This is a genomic window from Kitasatospora sp. NPDC006697, from assembly GCF_042869935.1.
GTDB lineage: Bacteria > Actinomycetota > Actinomycetes > Streptomycetales > Streptomycetaceae > Kitasatospora.
The window spans coordinates 62,498-80,540 of sequence record NZ_JBIAGU010000011.1 but is presented as its reverse complement, the minus strand read 5'-3'; the positions used below and the strand labels follow the sequence as shown (position 1 = coordinate 80,540).

General features: G+C 72.7%; 14 protein-coding genes. 11 read left to right on the top strand and 3 right to left on the bottom strand.

Features of this window, described 5'->3' with window-relative positions; all coding sequences use genetic code 11:
- The first annotated feature begins 60 nt into the window (after nt 1-60).
- From ACFYNO_RS17280 to ACFYNO_RS17265, 4 genes are all read left to right on the top strand, one after another.
- Nucleotides 61-999 carry a carbohydrate ABC transporter permease gene (locus ACFYNO_RS17280; RefSeq protein ID WP_388012095.1) on the top strand — a complete coding sequence of 313 codons (939 nt, stop codon included), beginning with the start codon at nt 61-63 and terminating at the stop codon, nt 997-999.
- Nucleotides 1,000-1,034: 35 nt separating this feature from the next.
- Complete coding sequence (locus ACFYNO_RS17275; protein WP_388012093.1) at nt 1,035-1,910, top strand: carbohydrate ABC transporter permease; 876 nt, start codon at nt 1,035-1,037, stop codon at nt 1,908-1,910.
- Nucleotides 1,911-2,049: 139 nt separating this feature from the next.
- Nucleotides 2,050-3,690: an alpha-amylase family glycosyl hydrolase gene (locus ACFYNO_RS17270; RefSeq protein WP_388012091.1), complete on the top strand. Its 1,641-nt coding sequence runs from the start codon at nt 2,050-2,052 to the stop codon at nt 3,688-3,690.
- A gap of 317 nt (nt 3,691-4,007) precedes the next feature.
- Nucleotides 4,008-6,125, top strand: a complete 2,118-nt coding sequence (locus ACFYNO_RS17265; protein WP_388012089.1) for an alpha-galactosidase — start codon at nt 4,008-4,010, stop codon at nt 6,123-6,125.
- A gap of 69 nt (nt 6,126-6,194) precedes the next feature.
- On the opposite strand, the gene ACFYNO_RS17260 is transcribed toward ACFYNO_RS17265, so the two are convergent.
- Entirely contained in the window at nt 6,195-8,393 is a 2,199-nt protein-coding gene (locus ACFYNO_RS17260; protein ID WP_388012087.1) for an alpha-galactosidase, read from the bottom strand.
- A 220-nt stretch (nt 8,394-8,613) separates the two neighbouring features.
- Between ACFYNO_RS17260 and ACFYNO_RS17255 the strand changes: the two genes are divergently transcribed.
- Entirely contained in the window at nt 8,614-10,101 is a 1,488-nt protein-coding gene (locus ACFYNO_RS17255; protein ID WP_388012085.1) for a hypothetical protein, read from the top strand.
- Between the two features lie 49 nt (nt 10,102-10,150).
- Here ACFYNO_RS17255 and infA read toward each other — a convergent pair whose 3' ends face one another.
- The gene (gene infA / locus ACFYNO_RS17250; protein ID WP_388012083.1) at nt 10,151-10,372 is read right to left on the bottom strand and encodes a translation initiation factor IF-1; all 222 of its coding nucleotides are present in this window, start codon (nt 10,370-10,372) and stop codon (nt 10,151-10,153) included.
- Nucleotides 10,373-10,421: 49 nt separating this feature from the next.
- Nucleotides 10,422-11,210, bottom strand: a complete 789-nt coding sequence (locus tag ACFYNO_RS17245) for a GNAT family N-acetyltransferase (RefSeq protein ID WP_388012081.1) — start codon at nt 11,208-11,210, stop codon at nt 10,422-10,424.
- Nucleotides 11,211-11,570: 360 nt separating this feature from the next.
- Between ACFYNO_RS17245 and ACFYNO_RS17240 the strand changes: the two genes are divergently transcribed.
- The 6 genes from ACFYNO_RS17240 (at nt 11,571) to ACFYNO_RS17215 (ending at nt 18,037) form a co-directional block, all read left to right on the top strand.
- Nucleotides 11,571-13,307, top strand: coding sequence for an LCP family protein (locus ACFYNO_RS17240; protein ID WP_388012079.1), 1,737 nt, complete (start codon nt 11,571-11,573; stop codon nt 13,305-13,307).
- 186 nt (nt 13,308-13,493) lie between these two features.
- Nucleotides 13,494-13,787, top strand: a complete 294-nt coding sequence (locus ACFYNO_RS17235) for a hypothetical protein (RefSeq protein WP_388012077.1) — start codon at nt 13,494-13,496, stop codon at nt 13,785-13,787.
- A gap of 126 nt (nt 13,788-13,913) precedes the next feature.
- Entirely contained in the window at nt 13,914-14,936 is a 1,023-nt protein-coding gene (locus ACFYNO_RS17230) for an alcohol dehydrogenase catalytic domain-containing protein (RefSeq protein WP_388012075.1), read from the top strand.
- A gap of 63 nt (nt 14,937-14,999) precedes the next feature.
- Nucleotides 15,000-15,977 carry a S16 family serine protease gene (locus ACFYNO_RS17225; RefSeq protein WP_388012073.1) on the top strand — a complete coding sequence of 326 codons (978 nt, stop codon included), beginning with the start codon at nt 15,000-15,002 and terminating at the stop codon, nt 15,975-15,977.
- Between the two features lie 161 nt (nt 15,978-16,138).
- Complete coding sequence (locus ACFYNO_RS17220) at nt 16,139-17,020, top strand: patatin-like phospholipase family protein (RefSeq protein ID WP_388012071.1); 882 nt, start codon at nt 16,139-16,141, stop codon at nt 17,018-17,020.
- A gap of 12 nt (nt 17,021-17,032) precedes the next feature.
- Nucleotides 17,033-18,037: a hypothetical protein gene (locus tag ACFYNO_RS17215; RefSeq protein ID WP_388012069.1), complete on the top strand. Its 1,005-nt coding sequence runs from the start codon at nt 17,033-17,035 to the stop codon at nt 18,035-18,037.
- Nucleotides 18,038-18,043 lie beyond the last annotated feature (6 nt).

The following is an 18,043-nucleotide window of genomic DNA, read 5'->3' as shown; positions in this document are numbered from 1 at the left end:
GGGCCGGTCCAGGAGTCGGCCCGGCCGGACGGCCCGCACCAACCCCCGAGGAGTCACCCCATGGCAGCCACGCTGACGCGCGAGCGGATCCGCTCCGGCTCGGCCCGCCGCGCGCGCTCCGGCTCGGCCTGGCGCCGCGCCCTGACCCGGAACCTGCGCGCGCACGGCTTCCTGGCCGGAGCGCTGCTCTGCTTCGTGCTGTTCACCTGGTACCCGATGGTCCGCGAGATCGTCATGTCGTTCCAGCGCGTCCACCACGGCGCCACCACCTGGGTGGGACTGGCCAACTACCGCCAGATCACCGCCGATCCGGGGTTCTGGTCGGCCTGGCGCAACACCCTGCTGTTCACCGCGGTGGCGCTGGTCTTCGGTTTCGTGATGCCGTTCGGCTCGGCCATCGTGATCAACGAACTGCGGCACGCCCAGGGCTATCTGCGCATCCTGGTCTACCTGCCGGTGATGCTGCCGCCGGTGGCCGGCATCCTGCTCTTCAAGTACTTCATGGACCCGGGCTACGGCCTCTTCAACCAGATCCTGCACGCGGTCCATCTGCCCACCTCCAGCTGGCTGGCGTCCAAGGACACCGCGATGCCCTCGCTGGTGCTGGTCTCCACCTGGGGCAACATGGGCAGCGCCACCCTGGTCTACCTGGCCGCGCTGCAGGGCATCCCCGGCGAGCTCTACGAGGCCGCCGAGCTGGACGGCGCCAACCTCTGGCAGCGGATCCGGCACGTCACCGTGCCGCAGACCCGGCTGATCCTCTCGCTGATGCTGATGCTGCAGGTGGTCGCCACCATGCAGATGTTCACCGAGTCCTTCGTGCTCACCGGCGGCGGTCCGGAGGGCTCCACCACCACCGTGGTCTACCTGCTGTACGACTACGCCTTCAACTACGACAAGTTCAACACCGCGGCGGCCCTCGGCGTGATCATGCTGCTCGTGCTGGGCTTCTTCTCCGCGCTCTACCTCTGGCTCGAGCGCCGCGGCCGGGAGGACTGAGATGCCGGGAGGACTGAGATGCCAGGAGGTCTGAGATGACTGCCACCACCCGTACCCTGATCTCCCCGGTGGCCCTCAACCGGCCGCGCGGCCGGCTGGTCTACCGGATCGTCCTCGGCCTGGTGCTGCTGGTCTCCACCGTGCTCTTCATCGGGCCGCTCTACTGGATGGCCACCGGCGGGTTCAAGTCCTCGCAGGAGCTGGTCAAGACGCCGCCCACGCTCTTCCCGAGCCACCCGGGCACGCACGCCTTCAGCGAGGCCTGGTCCCGGCTCGGCATGGGGCAGCTGCTGCTCAACACCGTGGTCTACGCGGGCGGGGCGCTCCTCTTCCAGCTGGTCTTCTGCGTGGCGGCGGCCTACTCGCTCTCCAAGCTGCGGCCGATCCTGGGCAACCTCATCCTCGGCATGATGCTGGCCTCGATGATGATCCCGGCCGCCGCGCTGGTGATCCCGCAGTACCTGACCATCCTGGACCTGCCGCTGGTGCACCTGAACCTGCAGAACACCCCGTGGGTGATCTGGCTGCCCACCGTGGCCAACGCGTTCAACATCTTCCTGCTGAAGCGGTTCTTCGACTCCATCCCGGACGAACTGCTGGACGCCGCCGCGATCGACGGGGCCGGGCCGCTGCGGATCCTCTGGTCCATCGTGCTGCCGATCTCCCGGCCGATCCTCGGCGTGGTCTCGATCTTCGGCCTGGTCGCGGTCTGGAAGGACTTCCTCTGGCCGCTGATCACCGTGCCGGCCCACGAGACGCTGAACGTGGGGGTGAACACCGCGGCCACCTCGATGCCGCAGAACACCCTGATCGGCGGGCTCTTCCTGGCCTCGATCCCGACCATCGCACTCTTCCTGCTCTTCCAGCGGAACATCATGTCCGGCCTCACCGCGGGCAGCCTCAAGGGCTGAGCCTCCGTCAGAATCCCTTTGCCGGAAGATCCCCGCCGGAAGGCCCCCTGTCCCCGCCGTCCCGACCCTGCCGCCCTGACCGGTGCGGGCCGGGACGGCGGTTCCACCCCCCATGCCCCGACCAGAAAGCAGGTCCCCCGTGTCCGTCCCCGGAGCGCACGAGCCCGAGTGGTGGCGTTGCGCCGCCATCTACCAGATCTACCCCCGCAGCTTCGCCGACGGCGACGGCGACGGCGTGGGCGACCTGGCCGGGGTCCTCGCGCGCCTGCCCTACCTTGCCGAACTCGGCATCGACGCCATCTGGTTCAACCCCTGGTACGCCTCCCCGCAGGCCGACGCCGGCTACGACGTGGCGGACTACCGCCGGATCGACCCGCTGTTCGGCACCCTGGAGCAGGCCGAGGAGCTGATCCGGCGGGCGCACGAGCTGGGCATCCGGATCATCGTGGACATCGTGCCCAACCACACCTCGGACCAGAACCCCTGGTTCCAGGCCGCGTTGGCCGCCGGCCCCGGCTCCGCCGAGCGCGAGCGGTTCTGGTTCCGGCCCGGTCGCGGCCCGGCCGGCGAGCTGCCGCCGACCGCCTGGGAGGGCTTCTTCGGCGGCCCGGCCTGGACCCGGGTGACCGAGCCGGACGGCACCCCGGGCGACTGGTACCTGCACCTGTTCGCGCCCGAGCAGCCCGACTTCAACTGGGAACACCCGGACGTCCGGGCCGACTTCGAGGAGGTGCTGCGGTTCTGGTTCGACCGCGGCGCCGACGGCTTCCGGGTCGACTCGGCCGCGCTGCTGGTCAAGGACGCCGCGCTGCCGGTCGAGGACCCCACCCAGCAGGCCTTCACCGACCGCGAGGAGGTGCACGCGATCTACCGCCGCTGGCGCGAGGTCGCCGACTCCTACCCCGGCAGCCGGGTCCTCATCGGCGAGGTCTGGCTCCCCGATGCCCAGCGGCTGGCCCGCTACCTGCGCCCGGGCGAGATGCAGACCGTCTTCAACTTCCCCTACCTGGAGTGCGCCTGGGAGGCCCCGGCGCTGCGCACGGTGATCGACGACACGCTGCGGTTCCACCGCGACGCGCAGGCGCCGGCCACCTGGGTGCTCTCCAACCACGACGTGGACCGGGTGGTCACCCGCTACGGCCGCGAGGACACCTCCTTCGCCATCTACGCCCGCCACCACGGCCGCCCGGTGGACCTGGCGCTCGGCACCCGCCGGGCCCGGGCCGCCGCGCTGCTCACCCAGGCGCTGCCGGGCTCGGTCTACCTCTACCAGGGCGAGGAGCTCGGGCTCTGGGAGGTCGAGTCGATCCCGGACGAGCTGCGCCAGGACCCGATGTGGGAGCGCAAGGGCCGCAACCCCGCCGACCCGGGCCGGGACGGCTGCCGGGTGCCGCTGCCCTGGTCCGGCGCCACCGCGCCGTTCGGCTTCAGCCCGCCGGACTCGGCCGCCGAGCCCTGGCTGCCGCAGCCGGACTCCTGGAAGGAGTACACCGTCGAGGCGCAGGAGGCCGACTCCGCCTCGATGCTCTCGCTCTACCGCGCCGCCCTGCACCTGCGCCGCGGCCTGCCGGCGCTGCGCACCGACACCGCCGGGCTGAGCTGGCTGGACGCCCAGGAGCAGGTGCTGGCCTTCCGCCGCGGCGACTCCTTCGCCTGCGTGGTCAACCTCTCCCCCGCCGCCGTCCCGCTCCCGCTGCCCGGCACCCCGCTGCTGGCCAGCGGGCCGCTCGGCGCGGACGGCGAGCTGCCCGCGGACACGGCCGTGTGGCTGGCACTCTGAATCCTGGCAGTACTGAATCCTGGCAGTACTGACTACTCATCGTGGCAGGCCGGAAGGGCCGGAGGCGAGCGCGCCTCCGGCCCTTCCGGCCGTTGCGTTGCGCACACGAGCGAACAGCCTGCGTAGCCGTAGACGTTTGATTGCGTTGACTCTTGTCGGCTTCCAGACAGTGCAATATCGTATGGCACCGCCACCGCATCCCGGCGGCGCACCCCCACCTCCCGCGCCCCGCCACGCCCCGGTCCTCGGGCCCCCTCCTGACGACCAGGCAGCTGACCCGGCGCCATCCCCCACTGCCTCCACCCTGGAGCCCCCACATGCCTTCCCCCCTCCGCCGGCTCGCCGGCGGCCTGGCAGCCGCCACGCTGGCCGCCTCCGGCCTCGGTGCCGTCTCGCTCGGCGCCGCCACCCCGGCCCTCGCCCTGGGCAACGGCAACGCCCTCACTCCGCCGATGGGCTGGAACTCCTGGAACAGCCTGGGCACCCAGGTCAACGAGACCCAGGTCAAGCAGACCATCGACTTCATGGCCGCCAACGGCCTGGTGCAGGCCGGCTACAACACCGTCACCATCGATGACGGCTGGTCGCTGCGCCACCGCGACGGCCAGAGCACGGACTTCGCGAAGACCGCCGACAACGCGATGCAGCTGTACGACAACAACGGCAATCCGGTATCCGGCACCGACGGCACCGGCAACGACACCACCAGCGGCCACCTGGTGCCGGACCCGGCCGACTTCCCGTCCCAGACCGTCAACGGCCAGACCGTGAACGGCATCCAGTACCTGGCCTGGTACGCGCACAGCAAGGGCATGAAGTTCGGCCTCTACGCCACCGACACCTACACCACCTGCCAGGGCCACCCCGGCAGCCTGGGCCACGAGACCACCGACGCCAACGACTTCGTCGGCTGGGGCGTCGACTTCGTCAAGTACGACGACTGCCCGTACGGCCCGACCATCTACGGCCCGGACGGCTACGCGTACTACCCGCAGGGCGAGGGCAGGGAGCTCACCCAGTCCATCTACGCCCGCACCCAGGCCTTCCAGCGCGCGCTGGACGCCGCCACCGCCGCCCAGGGCAAGCCGAAGGCGACCCTCAGCCTGTCCGCCCAGCCCGCCCACACCGGCATCCCGTACCTGCTGGCCGCCAACGACCCGGCCCGCACCGACCCGCTGATCGCCGCCGCCGGCACCCCGGCGCACCAGGCCCCCGGCTACTCGCCGACCGGCGTCTGGTGCGGCCAGGTCGCCAACATGTGCCGGATCGGCGGCGACCGCGACAGCGAGCTCAGCGGCGTGCTCTACAACGGCCAGCTGGGCACCGCGCTGCAGTACCCGGGCAACGTGCACCCGGGCAGCTGGAACGACCTGGACATGCTGTTCACCGGCTGGCAGGACGTGAACGGCGTCTGGGGCGTCACCGACACCTACCAGGGCAACAAGCCGTTCACCGACGACGAGTCGCGCACCGAGATGTCCGTGCTCTCGATGATGGCCGCGCCGCTGATCTCCGGCGCCGACCTGCGCAACGCCGCCGACGCGCAGCACACCGCCAACGGCTACACCTGGTCCACCGGCATCAACTCCTCGGCGCTGGCGATCCTGAAGAACCCCGACATGATCGCCATCGACCAGGACAGCGCGGCCAAGCCCGCCACCCTGGTCGGCACCATGCCGAACTACCCGGCCTCGGCCACCGCGCCGGTGATCCTCAAGCGCACCCTGGCCAACGGCGACCTCGCCGTCGCGCTGGTCAACCAGGACCCGAACAACTGGGCGATGCCCAGCGTGACGCTGAGCCAGCTCGGGCTGACCGGCTCCAGCTACTCCTACAAGGACGTCTGGACCGGCGCCACCGGCACCACCACCGGCACGATCGGCGGCAACTGGATCCCGGCCCACGGCACCACCCTGCTGCGGATCAGCGCCGGCTCCACCGGCAACAGCGGCTCCACGGGCGGTGGCACCGGCGGCGGTTCGAAGCCGGGCATCGTCGGCGACGGCAGGTATCACAGCCTCGCGGCGGGCGGCACCACCGGTCAGGTCCTGGAGGTGCAGGGCACCTGCGGCGCGGCCGTGGGCGCCAACGCGGACATCAACGCCTACGACAGCTCCCACACCTCGGAGCAGTGGCTCTTCACCCCGAACGCCGACGGCACCGTGCAGATCAGCGACAACTGCAGCACCGCCGGCCAGAGCCACACCGTGCTGGCGGCCGGCGGCGGGGTGGGCAGCGCCTACCTGCTCAACCCCTCGGCGAACAACCCGTGGCAGGAGTGGAAGGTCAGCCAGAACGCCAACGGCACCCTGACCATCACCAACGTCGGCAACGGCCTCACCTTGGACGCCAACGGCACCGCCGCGGGCACCACGGTGATGACCAAACCGGCCAACTCCTCGGCGGCCGGACAGAGCTGGACCGTCAACTCTTGACCGGGAGCTGATCCGCCGGCAGCGGCCGGGCCCTCGGGAGGGGTCCGGCCGCTGCCGGCCTGCGGCGGGTCAGGGGGTGGCGACCAGGCTCCAGACCTGGTTGTCGCCGCCGTCGGCCGGCCACTGCAGCACGGTCGCGCCGTTGCTGACCGAGCTGTTGGCGAGGTCGACCAGCTGACTGTCCGAGACGCTGCGCAGCTGTACCCGGTTCGGGCCGGCGTCCACCAGGGTCCAGCGGGAGTTGGCGGCGCCGTCGTCGTGGTACTGGATCAGGCCGGTGCCGGAACTGCCGCTCCCGCCGGGGATGTTGAGCAGCAGGCCGCTGTTGGCGTTAGCGATGGTGTAGGCGCCGCCGGCCGCCGGGCCGAAGGTCCACTGCTGGTCGGCCGCGCCGTTGTCCTGCCACTGCACGATCGCCGCGCCGTCGGCGGTGGAGTCGTTGCGCACGTCCATCCGGCCGCCGCTGGCTCCATTGACCAGCTTGTAGCGGGTGCCGGCGACCGGGACGGGGACCAGCCGCCACTGCTGGCCGGTGCTGCCGGCCGCCGCCGGGTTCTGCACCACGCTGCTGCCGGAGACGTCGAGCAGCTGGCCGTCCGAGCGGGCGGCCACCGTGTAGCCGCCGGTGCCGGCGGGGGTGAGCGTCCACTGCGAGTTGGCGGCGTGGTCGTCGTGGTACTGGATCAGCTGGGTGCCGGCAGCGGTGCTGCTGCCGGGGACGTTGACCAGGTCGCCGCTGGCGGCGTTGACGATCTTGTAGGAGCCGTCGCCGGTGGGCACCAGCTGCCACTGCTGGCTGGTGGCGCCGCTCGCGGCCTGCTGCACCAGGCCGGCGCCGTCGGTGCCGGCCGAGCCGGCCACGTCCAGGTACTGGCCGGTGGCCGCGTTGACCAGGTTGTAGCGGAGCAGGTCGGAGCGGGCGCCGGCGGCCGGGGTGATCCGCAGCAGGCGGCTGGCATGCGGGTTGAGGGTGGCGGTGAAGCTGCCGGTGCTGCTGCCGAGGTCGCTGTGGGTCCAGAGGTCGCGGACCGCCGCCGAGCCGGTGAAGCCGAGGTCGGCGAAGGAGGCGGTGACGGTCTGCGCCGTGCCGGCCAGGTTGAACAGGGCCACCGTGTAGGAGCCGTCGGGTCCGGCCGCCGACCAGACCTGACTGTTCGTCAGCTGGTCGACGGGGTGGGCGGCCCGGCCGGCCTGGTCGACGCCGATGACCTCGCTGTTGGTGAGCAGCGCCTTGTCGGCGGCGTCCAGGTTGGTCAGGTCGGTGCCGAGCAGCAGCGGTGCGGCGTTGACGGCCCAGAGGGTCTCGGCGGTCTGCCGCTCGTCGGGGGTGAGCCCGTCGGCGCTGCCGTTGCCGACCTCCAGCGAGTCGAGGTCGTTCCAGCCGCCCGGTCCGGCGTAGCTGGTCCAGGCCGGAGCATCGGTGAAGCGGCGTGCGACGTTGGTCCAACTGGTCAGCGGGGTGGGGCCGGTGGAGCAGTAGCATTCGACGTCGCCATCGATCCGCCAGCCGTTGGCGTACTGCCGCCAGAACGCGGCGTCCCCGTGGCTGAGCGAGTTGGAGAGCTCCAGGTGGATCGGTCGGCCGGCGGCGGCCAGCGCCTTGGACCAGCCGGACACGTCGCCGCTGTCCCAGCTCCCGACCCCGTCGATCTTCAGGTAGTCGACGCCCCAGCTCGCCAACTCCCGGGCCCAGGAGTCCAAGTAGGCCTGGGCGGCGGCCGGGTTCTTGGTCCAGTCGAGGTAGTACATCGCGCCGTTGCCGAAGTTGTAGTTGGCCTCGTACTTGCTCGTGTCGGAGACGATGTCCCGGGCGTGGTACGAGGTGCCCTCGATCGGGGTGTTCTGGTTGTAGGCGGCGACCGGGATCCCCGGGGTGAGGTACATGCCGAACTTCTCGTGCAGGCCGTGGAGGTAGCCGCCAAGGCCGGCCATGCCGGACGGGAACTTGGCCGTGTCGGTCACCCAGCGGCCGTAGGAGTCCACGGTGGTACCGGGGTTGAGGTACCAGAAGTCGTCCAGGTTGACGTACTGGTAGCCGGCGGCGACCAGTCCGCTGTCGGACATGGCCTTGGCCTGGGCCTCCACCGAGCTCTCGGTGGGGCCCTTGCGCAGGAAGCTCCAGGTGCTCCACCCCATCGGCGGGGTGAGCGCGAGACCGTTGGCCTCGGCCGCCGCGGGGGTGGCGGGGCCGAGAACGAGGGGGGCGGCCGCGGCGAGCAGGGCGAGGGCGGTGGGGAGGCTGAGCGGGAGGAGGCGCTTGCGAACCATGGGTCGTCTCCATGATCGGGGTGGGGGATGCACCGGGGGATGCACCGGCCCGAGTGAATATGGAGCAGAACTGCTCGCCAGTCAACACAATGAATCAAAATCAATCAAACAGCCCCATCGCGCCCGAGCGCGAGGGCGCCGCGCCGGCCTGAGAACGGGCGTGGGAGGACACTGCGCACGCCTACTGGTTGAGTCAGCCGGTTCATGCCACCATCCTGGGATGGCTGCACTCGACCCGTCCGTGCCCTGGCGCCAGAGCCGGGGACGGCGTCCGTCAGCGCTGGCCGTGTTCGCCGCCCTGGCGGACCGGTCGGTCGCCCGGATCTCCGAAGGCTGCGCCGACGCGCGCACGTTCGACCGCGCGGCGATCGAGGCGACGGCGGATGCCTGGGACGGCGCCACCGTCGCCTTCGTCCGCGCCGCCACCGCCCGCACCGGGTGGCAGCGCGAGCGGCTGGCCCTGCGGGCGCTGGAGTGGATGGCCGACTCCGGTGCCGCGCGGCGCCGTTGGATGAGCGAGCTGGCGGCGGCGGGCGGGCAGCCGCTGGACGGGCTGTTCCGCGCGGTGCCGCCGGAGCCGGTGGAGCGGGACGCCCGAGGCCGGGTGAAGCCGCCGGCCGGCCGGACCGTCACCCGCGAGACGGCGGCCGAACTGGCCCAGGACTACCGGCCGGAGAGCGCAGAGCTGACCGGCCTGCGGTTCGAGCGGCAGCGCGGACGGCTGGACTGCGTCCTGGAGTTGGGCCTGGCCCGGCGCTACCGGCAGTCCGACCAGGCGGTCCGGGCGCAGGTCGCGCTGCACGATGTCACGGCGGCCCGGTTCGACTCCGCCGACACCACCGGGATCGCCTTCCACCCTGCGGCGCAGGGCATTTCGGCGGTGCTCGGCACGCGCGGGGAGATCCGGGCGGCCTCCGCCACCCTCTCCCTGCTGGACTTCGACTGGCACCTCTCGGCGGCCGGCCTGCGCGCCACCGCACTCGCCCCGCAGGCCGGCAGCGGCCCCCGCCCGGTCCGCGAGCCACGGCCCGGAAAGCTGATGGGCCATCACACCGAGCTGGCCGCCAAGCTGTTCCGCCGGGCGATGCTGGACGCCCGCCGGGTCGGCCACCCGGGCAGCGCGCACCGGGTGCCGCTGGCCGACCTGTGCCGCACCTTCGCGGGGGCGGGCAGCGGCATCGTCGCCGCCGGGGCGCACTCCGGCGGGCGGGAGCGGGAGGCGGCGTTCCTGCGGCTGATCGAGGGCTGGATGCGGTGCGGCGGACCGGCCATGGCGGACTGGTTCACGACCAACATCCGCCGTGACCCGGCACTCACCCGGATCCTGGCCTCGCTGCCCGACGGCCCGCCGCCCTCGCCGCCCGCCACCCCGCCCGCTCGTGCCCAGGTGCAACTGGCCCGCTTCACACCCGCCGGGGACTACCGCGCCGACTCCGCCGAGGAGCCCGACCCGTACCCCGCCACGGCCGTCCTGCTGCTCGCCGTGCCGCCCGGCTCAACCGCCGAACTCCCGTGGCGCCTGCACCGGGTGGAGTGCGCGGCCGTCACCGGCTTCCGCCTGGACACCGGCGCCTTCACCGGCACCGCCCGCCCCGCCGTGGCCGACACCCCGGACGGCGCCCGCCGGTTCACCCTGGACGACGGCGCCCTGACGCTGGTCGGCCCGGCGGACTGGGACCCGCACGACCAGTCGGCGACCCGCTGGTGAGGAACGCCGAAGGGCGGGACCTCGCGGCCCCGCCCTTCGTGCTTAGCTGCTATGACCGGTATCGGTAGCGGATCCGCCCCCGGGTCAGGTCATAGGGGCTGAGCTCCACCAGGACCCGGTCCTCGGGGAGGATCTTGATGTGGTTCTTGCGGACCTTCCCGCTGATGTGAGCGAGCACTTCGTGCCCGTTCTGGAGCTTCACCGTGAAGGTGGCGTCGCGCATGCACTCCACGACGGTGCCTTCGACTTCGATGCTTCCGGCTTTCGACAAGTTGTCCCTTTCCAAGGGTGGATGACGGTCCGTCGGAGCGGGCTGCTCCTCAGGTGCGGACCAGTTCGAGGTTGCCGCCCGCGCGGCGGGCGCCGGCGGACTCGAGCAGGGTGATGGCGGGCTGGTTGGACTCGTCCAGCTCGGTCCAGGCCGCGGGCGTGCCGGCCCGGTGCAGCTCGCCAAGGGTGTGGGCGAGCAGGGCGCGGGCGATGCCGCGGCGCTGGTGGTCGGCGCGGACGGCGAGCAGGCCGATCCGCGGCTGGCGGGTGAGCGGGCCGAGGCGGAGCAGGCCGACGTACTCGCCGCCGGCCACCGCCACGGCGAACCGGTCCGGGTGCGGGACCGGGGCACCGACCGGCCGGTGCAGCACCTGCACCGGGACGGCCTGCCAGCCCACGGTGGCCTCGACCTGGGCGCGGATGACGGTGTCGAGCGCGCTGAGCGGGCCGGCGTCGACCTGCCCGGCGGGCAGGATGGTGACGTCCTCGGGCGGGCGGACGGCCCCGAGGCCGGTGACCGCCGGGTCGGTGGGCAGCCGATAGCCGCGCTCGCGGCGGTGCGGCGTGAAGCCGGCCCGCTGCCAGCGGGCAACCTGCTGCTCGTCGGCCTCGTCGACCACCGTGTAGAGCGGGCCGGGGAGCCCGGCCGCGACCGCGGCGGCGAGCCGGTCGACGACCGCGCTGTCCCAGGCGTCGACACTGACGAAGAGGCGGCCGTCGGGCCGTCGGCAGGCGTCGGCCCGGCCGACTTCCTGCTCGGCCGCATGTGCCTGCCACTGGTGCTCACCGAGGCGGGACACCTGGACAGGGGCGGACGCCGGTGAAGATGGGGATTCCATGAGTTCTGCCTTTCGCGGGATGCCGTGTGATCCAGGCGCTCCCGGCGGCGGCTCTCTCAGTCGCCCGTCGTGACGGTACGGGGGAACACCCTGGTGGGTACAGCGTTCACGGGTGTCTCACCCCCTCTCGAGCGGTCACGATTCGACTGAACGCTACCAACTCGGGGCGCCCGAGCCAACCGGTTTTCCGCTTGAGGATGATTTGCGCGTTCATGAACGATCGGGAATGAACGCCGAATGTCCGAGAACGGACGACTATGCTGCGCCACGGGGGGAACCGGCACACGTCATGTCGGCGTCGCTCTGCGCAGGGACCCGGACCGGACCGGGTACGGACGAGCAGCAACGGAGACGGCCAAGGTGAGCGAATCGCACGCGGACAGCAGCGGCACGGCACGGCGTGCCCGCTCGGCGCAGCCGGCGGCGGCTGCCGGGGGCCGCGCGGCGGCGCGCAAGGGCCGGAAGAAGCCGAAGCGCAAGGGCCTGCGGATCCTGGCCTTCAGCACGGCGGGCGTGGTGCTGCTCGGCGCCGGCGGTGTGGCGTTCGTCTACGAGTGGCTGAACGGCAACATCAAGCACTCCCCGCTCTACTCCGGTGTCGGCGGCGACGCGGGCAAGGAGAAGCCGGACGCCTTCGGCCGCACTCCGATCAACATCCTGGTGATCGGCTCGGACACCCGCGACGACCCGACCGACTGCAGCATCGGCGGCGACTGCGGCTCGGGCGCCAACGCGGACGTGGAGATGGTGCTGCACGTCTCGGCCGACCGCAGCAACGCGACGGTGATGAGCATCCCGCGCGACACCGTGACCCAGCTGCCCGGCTGTGTGGACACCCAGAACCACACCACCATGAAGCCGCACCGGGACATGATCAACAGCACCCTGGACTACGGCCCCGGCTGCACGGTGGCCGCCGTGCACCAGCTGACCGGCATACCCATCGACCACTTCATGATGGTCGACTTCAAAGGCGTGGTGCAGATGTCGGACGCGATCGGCGGCGTGCCGGTCTGCGTCGACAACAACGTCTACGACCCGGATTCGCATCTGAAGCTGAAGAAGGGCACGCACACCCTCCAGGGCATGGCGGCGCTGCAGTTCGTTCGAACGCGGCATGGCTTCGGCGACGGCTCGGACCTGGGCCGCACGGTCTCCCAGCACATGTTCCTCAGCTCGATGGTCCGCCAGCTGAAGAGCGCGGGCACCCTGACCGACCCGACCGCCGTGCTCTCGCTGGCGAACGCCGCGACCAAGGCGCTGACGGTGGACGACGGGCTCGGCGGCATCACCAACCTGGTGAACCTGGCCGACGACCTGAACAAGGTGCCGACCAACCGGATCACCATGACCACCATGCAGAACGATCCCGACCCCAGCAACGACGCGCGCGTGGTCGTCGCGCCGGGCGCCCACAACCTCTTCAGCGCGATCATCAACGACGTCTCGCTGACCCAGGGCGACGGCTCCAAGTCCTCCGCGGCCGCCTCGGCGAATTCCACCACCGACCCGAACGCGAGCTCCGCCCCGGCCGCGCCCTCCTCCGCGCCGGCGCCCGCTCCCGCCAGCAGCAGCGCGGCCGCGGGTGCGCCGAAGGCCGACATCACCGTGCACGTGAAGAACGCCAGCGGGGTCGGCAACCGCGCCACCGAACTGTCCGACGCGCTCAAGTCCGCCGGCTTCGGCCCCGGCACCGGTCCGGCCAACGCGGCCGAGCCCCAGGAGACCAGTGAGGTGACCTACACGGCCGGCCGCGAGGCCGACGCCCAGGAGGTCGCCGCCTCGGTCGGCCTGCCGGCCTCGGCGGTCAAGCCGGGCGAGGGCCCGGGCATCTCGCTGGTGATCGGCAAGGACTGGCCGAGCGGCACCACCTTCGGCGCCGCGGCCTCCGGCTCGGCGGGCGGTGCTGGCGGCTCGGCCACCCCCGCGCCGGTCAACACCCAGCAGGCGCTCTCCGAGTCCAACGCCCAGACCGCCGACGACGGCAGCAAGTGCGCCCCGGTCTCCACCGACGCGACGGTGAAGCTCAACGGCGTGGGAATGAACCCGACCAAGGCCTACGCCCTCAGCCCCAAGGTGCCGGACTCCGCCAACTGACGCCGCGTCGGCTGACACGGCATCATGCCGCCTACGCGAGGGGAGAAGAACGCGCAGACAATGAGGGCATCCCTTGTTCGCACCGCAGCGCCACGACAAGAATCTCGATCTGCACCGAGGTTTCACAGATCCTCGAAGTCGTGGCTTCTCGGAACGAGGGGCCACCCTCCCCAGAAGGGCCTCATCATGACCGTCCTCAAGCGCGCGCTGGGAACCACTCTGGCCGCCGGCGCCCTCCTGCTGACCGTCGGCGCACTGCCGGCCGGCGCCCAGACCGCCGTCACCGGCCAGGCCTCCTTCGTCGGCGTCGCGTTCGCCAGCACCCCGTTCGTCGCGGACCTCGGCGCCTACAACAGCGCCTTCGCCAAGGCCAAGGCGGCGGGCTACACCACCGCCCAGTGCACGCTGGCCCACCCTGTGGTCGCCACCCCGCTCGGGACCCTCTGGCACGCCAGCGCGCTGGTCACCTGCAACGCCTGACGGACGGCTGAGGGCCGCTTCCCCTGCTGGAAACGGGGGGAAGCGGCCCCACCTACGTGAAAACCGCCCTCCGACGCACCAAGCTGGGAGGGTCAGCGTGCCGGCCCCGACCCGAAGGGCTCCCCCATGACCACCACCGTCCGCGCCGTCCACGTCACCGCTCCCAGCGGCCCGCCCGAGCTCGTCGAGGTGCCGCTGCGCGCGCCCGCTCCCGGCACCGTCCGGATCACCGTCGAGGCCTGCGGCGTCTGCCACTCCGACCTGCTGGTCAGCGCCGGCCTGATGCCCGGCACCACCTTCCCGGTCACCCCCGGCCATGAGATCGCCGGCCGGATCGACGCCCTCGGTGACGGGGTGTCGGGCTGGCAGGTCGGCGACCGGGTCGCCGTCGGCTGGTTCGGCGGCAGCTGCGGACGCTGCGATGCCTGCCGCTCCGGCGACGCCATCCACTGCCCCGAGATGCAGATCCCGGGCGCCGCCTACCCGGGCGGCTACGCGGACTCGGTGATCGTTCCCGTCGAGGCCCTGGCCGCCGTCCCCGACGGACTCACCGCGGCCGAGGCCGCGCCCCTCGCCTGCGCCGGCGTGACCGTCTTCAACGCCCTGCGCCACACCTCCGCCCGCCCCGGGGACACCGTCGCCATCCTCGGCCTCGGCGGCCTGGGCCACCTCGGCGTGCAGTTCGCCCATGCGATGGGCTTCCGTACCGTCGCCATCGCCCGCGGTGCCGAGAAGGAGCCGCTCGCCCACCAGCTCGGCGCCGACCACTACATCGACAGCACCGCCACCGACGTCGCCAAAGCCCTGCAGGCACTCGGCGGCGCCAAGGTCGTGCTCGCCACCATCACCCAGGCCGACGCCATGTCGGCCACCATCGACGGCCTCGGCCGCCGCGGTGAACTCGTCATCGTCGGCGTCTCCCCCGACCCCCTCACCGTCAACCCGCTGCAGCTCCTCAACGGCGACCGCACCGTTCGCGCGCACTCCTCCGGCACCGCCGTCGACACCCAGGACACCCTCCGCTTCGCCGCCCAGTCCGGCGTCCGCGCCTGGATCGAGGAGGTCCCGCTGGAGCAGACCCCGGCCGCCGTCGAGAAGATGGCCTCCGGCAAGGCCCGCTTCCGGATGGTGGTCACCACCGGGCGCTGAGCCCGGAGTGCTCCCCTATGCTGGGCCGACCGTCCGCCGGGGGCGGTCCACAAAGGGGCGTCGATGCTCTTCAAACACCAGCACCTGTTGAACGAGCTGCGCAGGACGGGCGTCCAGGCGACCGCCGAGATCCTCTCGGTCACCACCCTCGGCGGCGGCAGCGGCATCCGCGCCCTCTTGGCACCGGACGAGGACCTGGGCTCCCGCTGGCTGGACCTGCGGCTGAAGCTGCGGGTGGTGCCGCCGAACGCGATGGACCTGCCGTTCGAGGCCACCGTGCTGACCCGGATGCACACCCTCAAGGTCCAGGGCGGCAAGGTCCCGGTCTGGTTCGACCCGGCCGACCACTCCCGGCTGGTCGTCGACTACGAGGCCGACCTGGCGAACCATCAGCACTACCAGGCCGAGGCCGCCTACTACCGGGCCGAGTCCGACCTGCTCTCCCACCGCTACGACCAGCAGCCCGGCCTGGCCTGGACCCCGGTGGGCGGCCGGCTGCTGCCGGTCCAGGCCGCCCTCGGCCCGGGCCACGGCCGCCTCCTCACCACCGGCCCGCTCGGCGACCTCCTGCACGCCCCGGCCGAGGCCGCCGTCACCGCCGTCCGCACCCAGGCCGCCGCCCTGCTGCCCCACCTGGCCGCCGACTGGTTCACCCGCCACGACCTGCGCTTCGACCAGCCCTACGGCAACCTGCCGGAGGGCGCGGGCCCCGCGGAGGCGGCCGGCACCGCGCTGGCCGTCGCCGTCGCGCTGGTCTCACTGATCAGCGGCCGGATCGTCCGCCCGGAGTCCGCGGTGACCGGAGCACTGGCCCCGACCGGCGACCTGCTGGCGATCGCCGACCTGAAGAGCGCGGCCGCCGGCGCCAAGCACGGCCACGCCACTCGCCTGATCACCCCGGCCGCCAACGAGCCCGAGCGGCAGCACCTCACGGCCAAGCAGTCACAGGGCCTGGAGTTCGTCCTCGCCGCCACCCTCCCCGAGGCTGTCCGGGCCGCCCTCGCCAGGCACCCGGTGAAGGGGCACGCCGTACCGGCCTGAGGCCGGGGCATCGGCCGGTGTGCGGAGCGGGCCGGGGTTCTGCCGAGACCGTGTCGGTCGGGTTCCCGGGGAGGGCCCGGGCGTTTGCCGACGCTGCCGTACCGGGAACCGTCGCGGGAGCCGGCCCGCATGGACCCGCCTCGAGCGGGCAGACGCCCGGCATGACGAGTTCCTCCGCCGTGCCATCGGACGCGGGGTCCGCCGACGGGTTGCGGCGGGCCTTCGTGCTGGGTGGCGGCGGTTACCTGGGGGCGCACGAGGTGGGGATGCTGCAGGCCCTGCTGGCTGCGGGCATCCGTCCGGACCTGGTGGTCGGCACCTCGGTCGGTGCCATCAACGGCGCGCTGATCGCCGCCGATCCGAGCAGCGCGGCCGTCCGGCGACTGGCCGATGTCTGGGTCGGGCTGACCGGCTCGGCGGTCTTCTCCGGCTCCCTGCTCCAGCGGACCCGGACCGCCGTACGCAGCCGCACCCATCTGCACGCGGACGGGCCGCTGCGGGCTCTGCTGGAGCGCCACTTCGACGGGCGGCGGATCGAGGACCTGGCCGTGCCGTTCCAGTGCGTGGCGGCGGAGGTCGAGTCGGCCGCCGAGCACTGGTTCACCGACGGCCCGGTGGTCGAGGCGCTGCTCGCCTCCTGCGCGGTGCCCGGCCTGCTCCCGGCGGCGCAGGTCGGCGGGCGGCACTACCTGGACGGCGGGCTGGTGAACAGCATCCCGGTGGGGCGGGCGGTCCAGCTGGGTGCCCGGGAGGTCTACGTGCTCCAGGTGGGCCGGGTCGAGCAGCCGCTGCGGCCGGCGCGGCTTCCCTGGGAGGTCCCGCTGGTCGCCTTCGAGATCGCCCGCCGCCACCGCTTCGCGCACGACATGGGCGACCTGCCGCCGGATGCGGTGGTGCACGTGCTGCCCTCCGGCGCCGCCGACGAGCCGCCGCCCGGCCCGGTGGCCCAGCTGCGCTACCGGGACGCCCGCCGGGTGGCGGAGCGGATCGACCGGGCCCACCGCGCCACCGCCCGCTACCTGGCGGGCGAGGCGCGCACCTGACGGGCGCCGGCCGTGCACTGGCCCCGGCGCCTGCTCCGGCGCCTGCTGACCGTCCCGGCGCTGATCGCCGCGATCCCGGTCGCCGTGCTGCTGCTGGGCGCGACGGCCCTGGTCCAGCTTCCGTTGCTGCTGCTCGGCGACCGACGGGCCCGGGCGGTGCGGCTGGCCGCCTTCCTGCTGCTCTACCTGCTGGTCGACGCCTGTGGTCTGGTGGCCGCCTGCGTCATCGGACTGCGGCGCCCGCCGGTGCGCGCCGAGCTGGACCAGCGCCTGCTGGTCCGGCTGCTCGGCGTGCTGCACCGCGGCGGTGCCCGGCTGTTCCGCCTGCGCCTGCGGGTCGATCCCGATCCCGCGACCCGGTGCGGCGGCGGCACCGGCCGGCCGCTGCTCGTGCTCGCCCGGCACGCCGGCCTCGGCGACTCCTTCCTGCTGGTGGAGCAACTGGCCGGGCAGGCCGGCTACCGCCCGCGGATCGTGCTGAAGCGGTTGCTGCGTCTGGACCCCTGCCTGGATGTGCTGCTCGGCCGGTCGCCCGCCTGCTTCGTCCCGCCCGAGCATGCGGACCGGACCCTGACGGCGCAGCGGATCGGCGAACTCGCCGCCGGGCTGGGAGCCGGCGAGGCGCTGGTGCTCTTCCCCGAGGGCGGCAAGTTCACCGAGCGGCGGCGTGCCCGGGCGATCCGCAGCCTGCGCCGCAACGGCGAACGGGAGCGGGCCGAACGGGCCGGCCGCCACCCGCACGTGCTCCCGCCGCGGACCGCCGGGGCCCTGGCCGCCCTCGCCGCCGCGCCCGGGGCGGACGTGGTGTTCGCCGCGCACACCGGCCTGGACGCCATGGACTCGGTGCGCGCCACGTGGCGGGCGCTGCCGCTGGCCCGGCCGGTCCGCGCCCGCTGGTGGCGGGTGCCGGCGCACCGCGTGCCCGCGGAACCGGCGGCCCGCGAGGCGTGGCTGCTCGCGCAGTGGGACCGGGTGGACGCGTGGATCGCTGCCGAACGACAGGCGGAAGGCACCTGACGGAGC

What these genes read in the sequence shown, in the direction of transcription:
- ACFYNO_RS17280 (WP_388012095.1), top strand. Translation starts at nt 61, where the DNA reads ATGGCAGCCACGCTGACGCGCGAGCGGATCCGCTCCGGCTCGGCCCGC.
- ACFYNO_RS17275 (WP_388012093.1), top strand. Translation starts at nt 1,035, where the DNA reads ATGACTGCCACCACCCGTACCCTGATCTCCCCGGTGGCCCTCAACCGG.
- ACFYNO_RS17265 (WP_388012089.1), top strand. Translation starts at nt 4,008, where the DNA reads ATGCCTTCCCCCCTCCGCCGGCTCGCCGGCGGCCTGGCAGCCGCCACG.
- ACFYNO_RS17260 (WP_388012087.1), bottom strand. Translation starts at nt 8,393, where the DNA reads ATGGTTCGCAAGCGCCTCCTCCCGCTCAGCCTCCCCACCGCCCTCGCC.
- ACFYNO_RS17255 (WP_388012085.1), top strand. Translation starts at nt 8,614, where the DNA reads ATGGCTGCACTCGACCCGTCCGTGCCCTGGCGCCAGAGCCGGGGACGG.
- ACFYNO_RS17245 (WP_388012081.1), bottom strand. Translation starts at nt 11,210, where the DNA reads ATGGAATCCCCATCTTCACCGGCGTCCGCCCCTGTCCAGGTGTCCCGC.
- ACFYNO_RS17235 (WP_388012077.1), top strand. Translation starts at nt 13,494, where the DNA reads ATGACCGTCCTCAAGCGCGCGCTGGGAACCACTCTGGCCGCCGGCGCC.
- ACFYNO_RS17230 (WP_388012075.1), top strand. Translation starts at nt 13,914, where the DNA reads ATGACCACCACCGTCCGCGCCGTCCACGTCACCGCTCCCAGCGGCCCG.
- ACFYNO_RS17225 (WP_388012073.1), top strand. Translation starts at nt 15,000, where the DNA reads ATGCTCTTCAAACACCAGCACCTGTTGAACGAGCTGCGCAGGACGGGC.
- ACFYNO_RS17220 (WP_388012071.1), top strand. Translation starts at nt 16,139, where the DNA reads ATGACGAGTTCCTCCGCCGTGCCATCGGACGCGGGGTCCGCCGACGGG.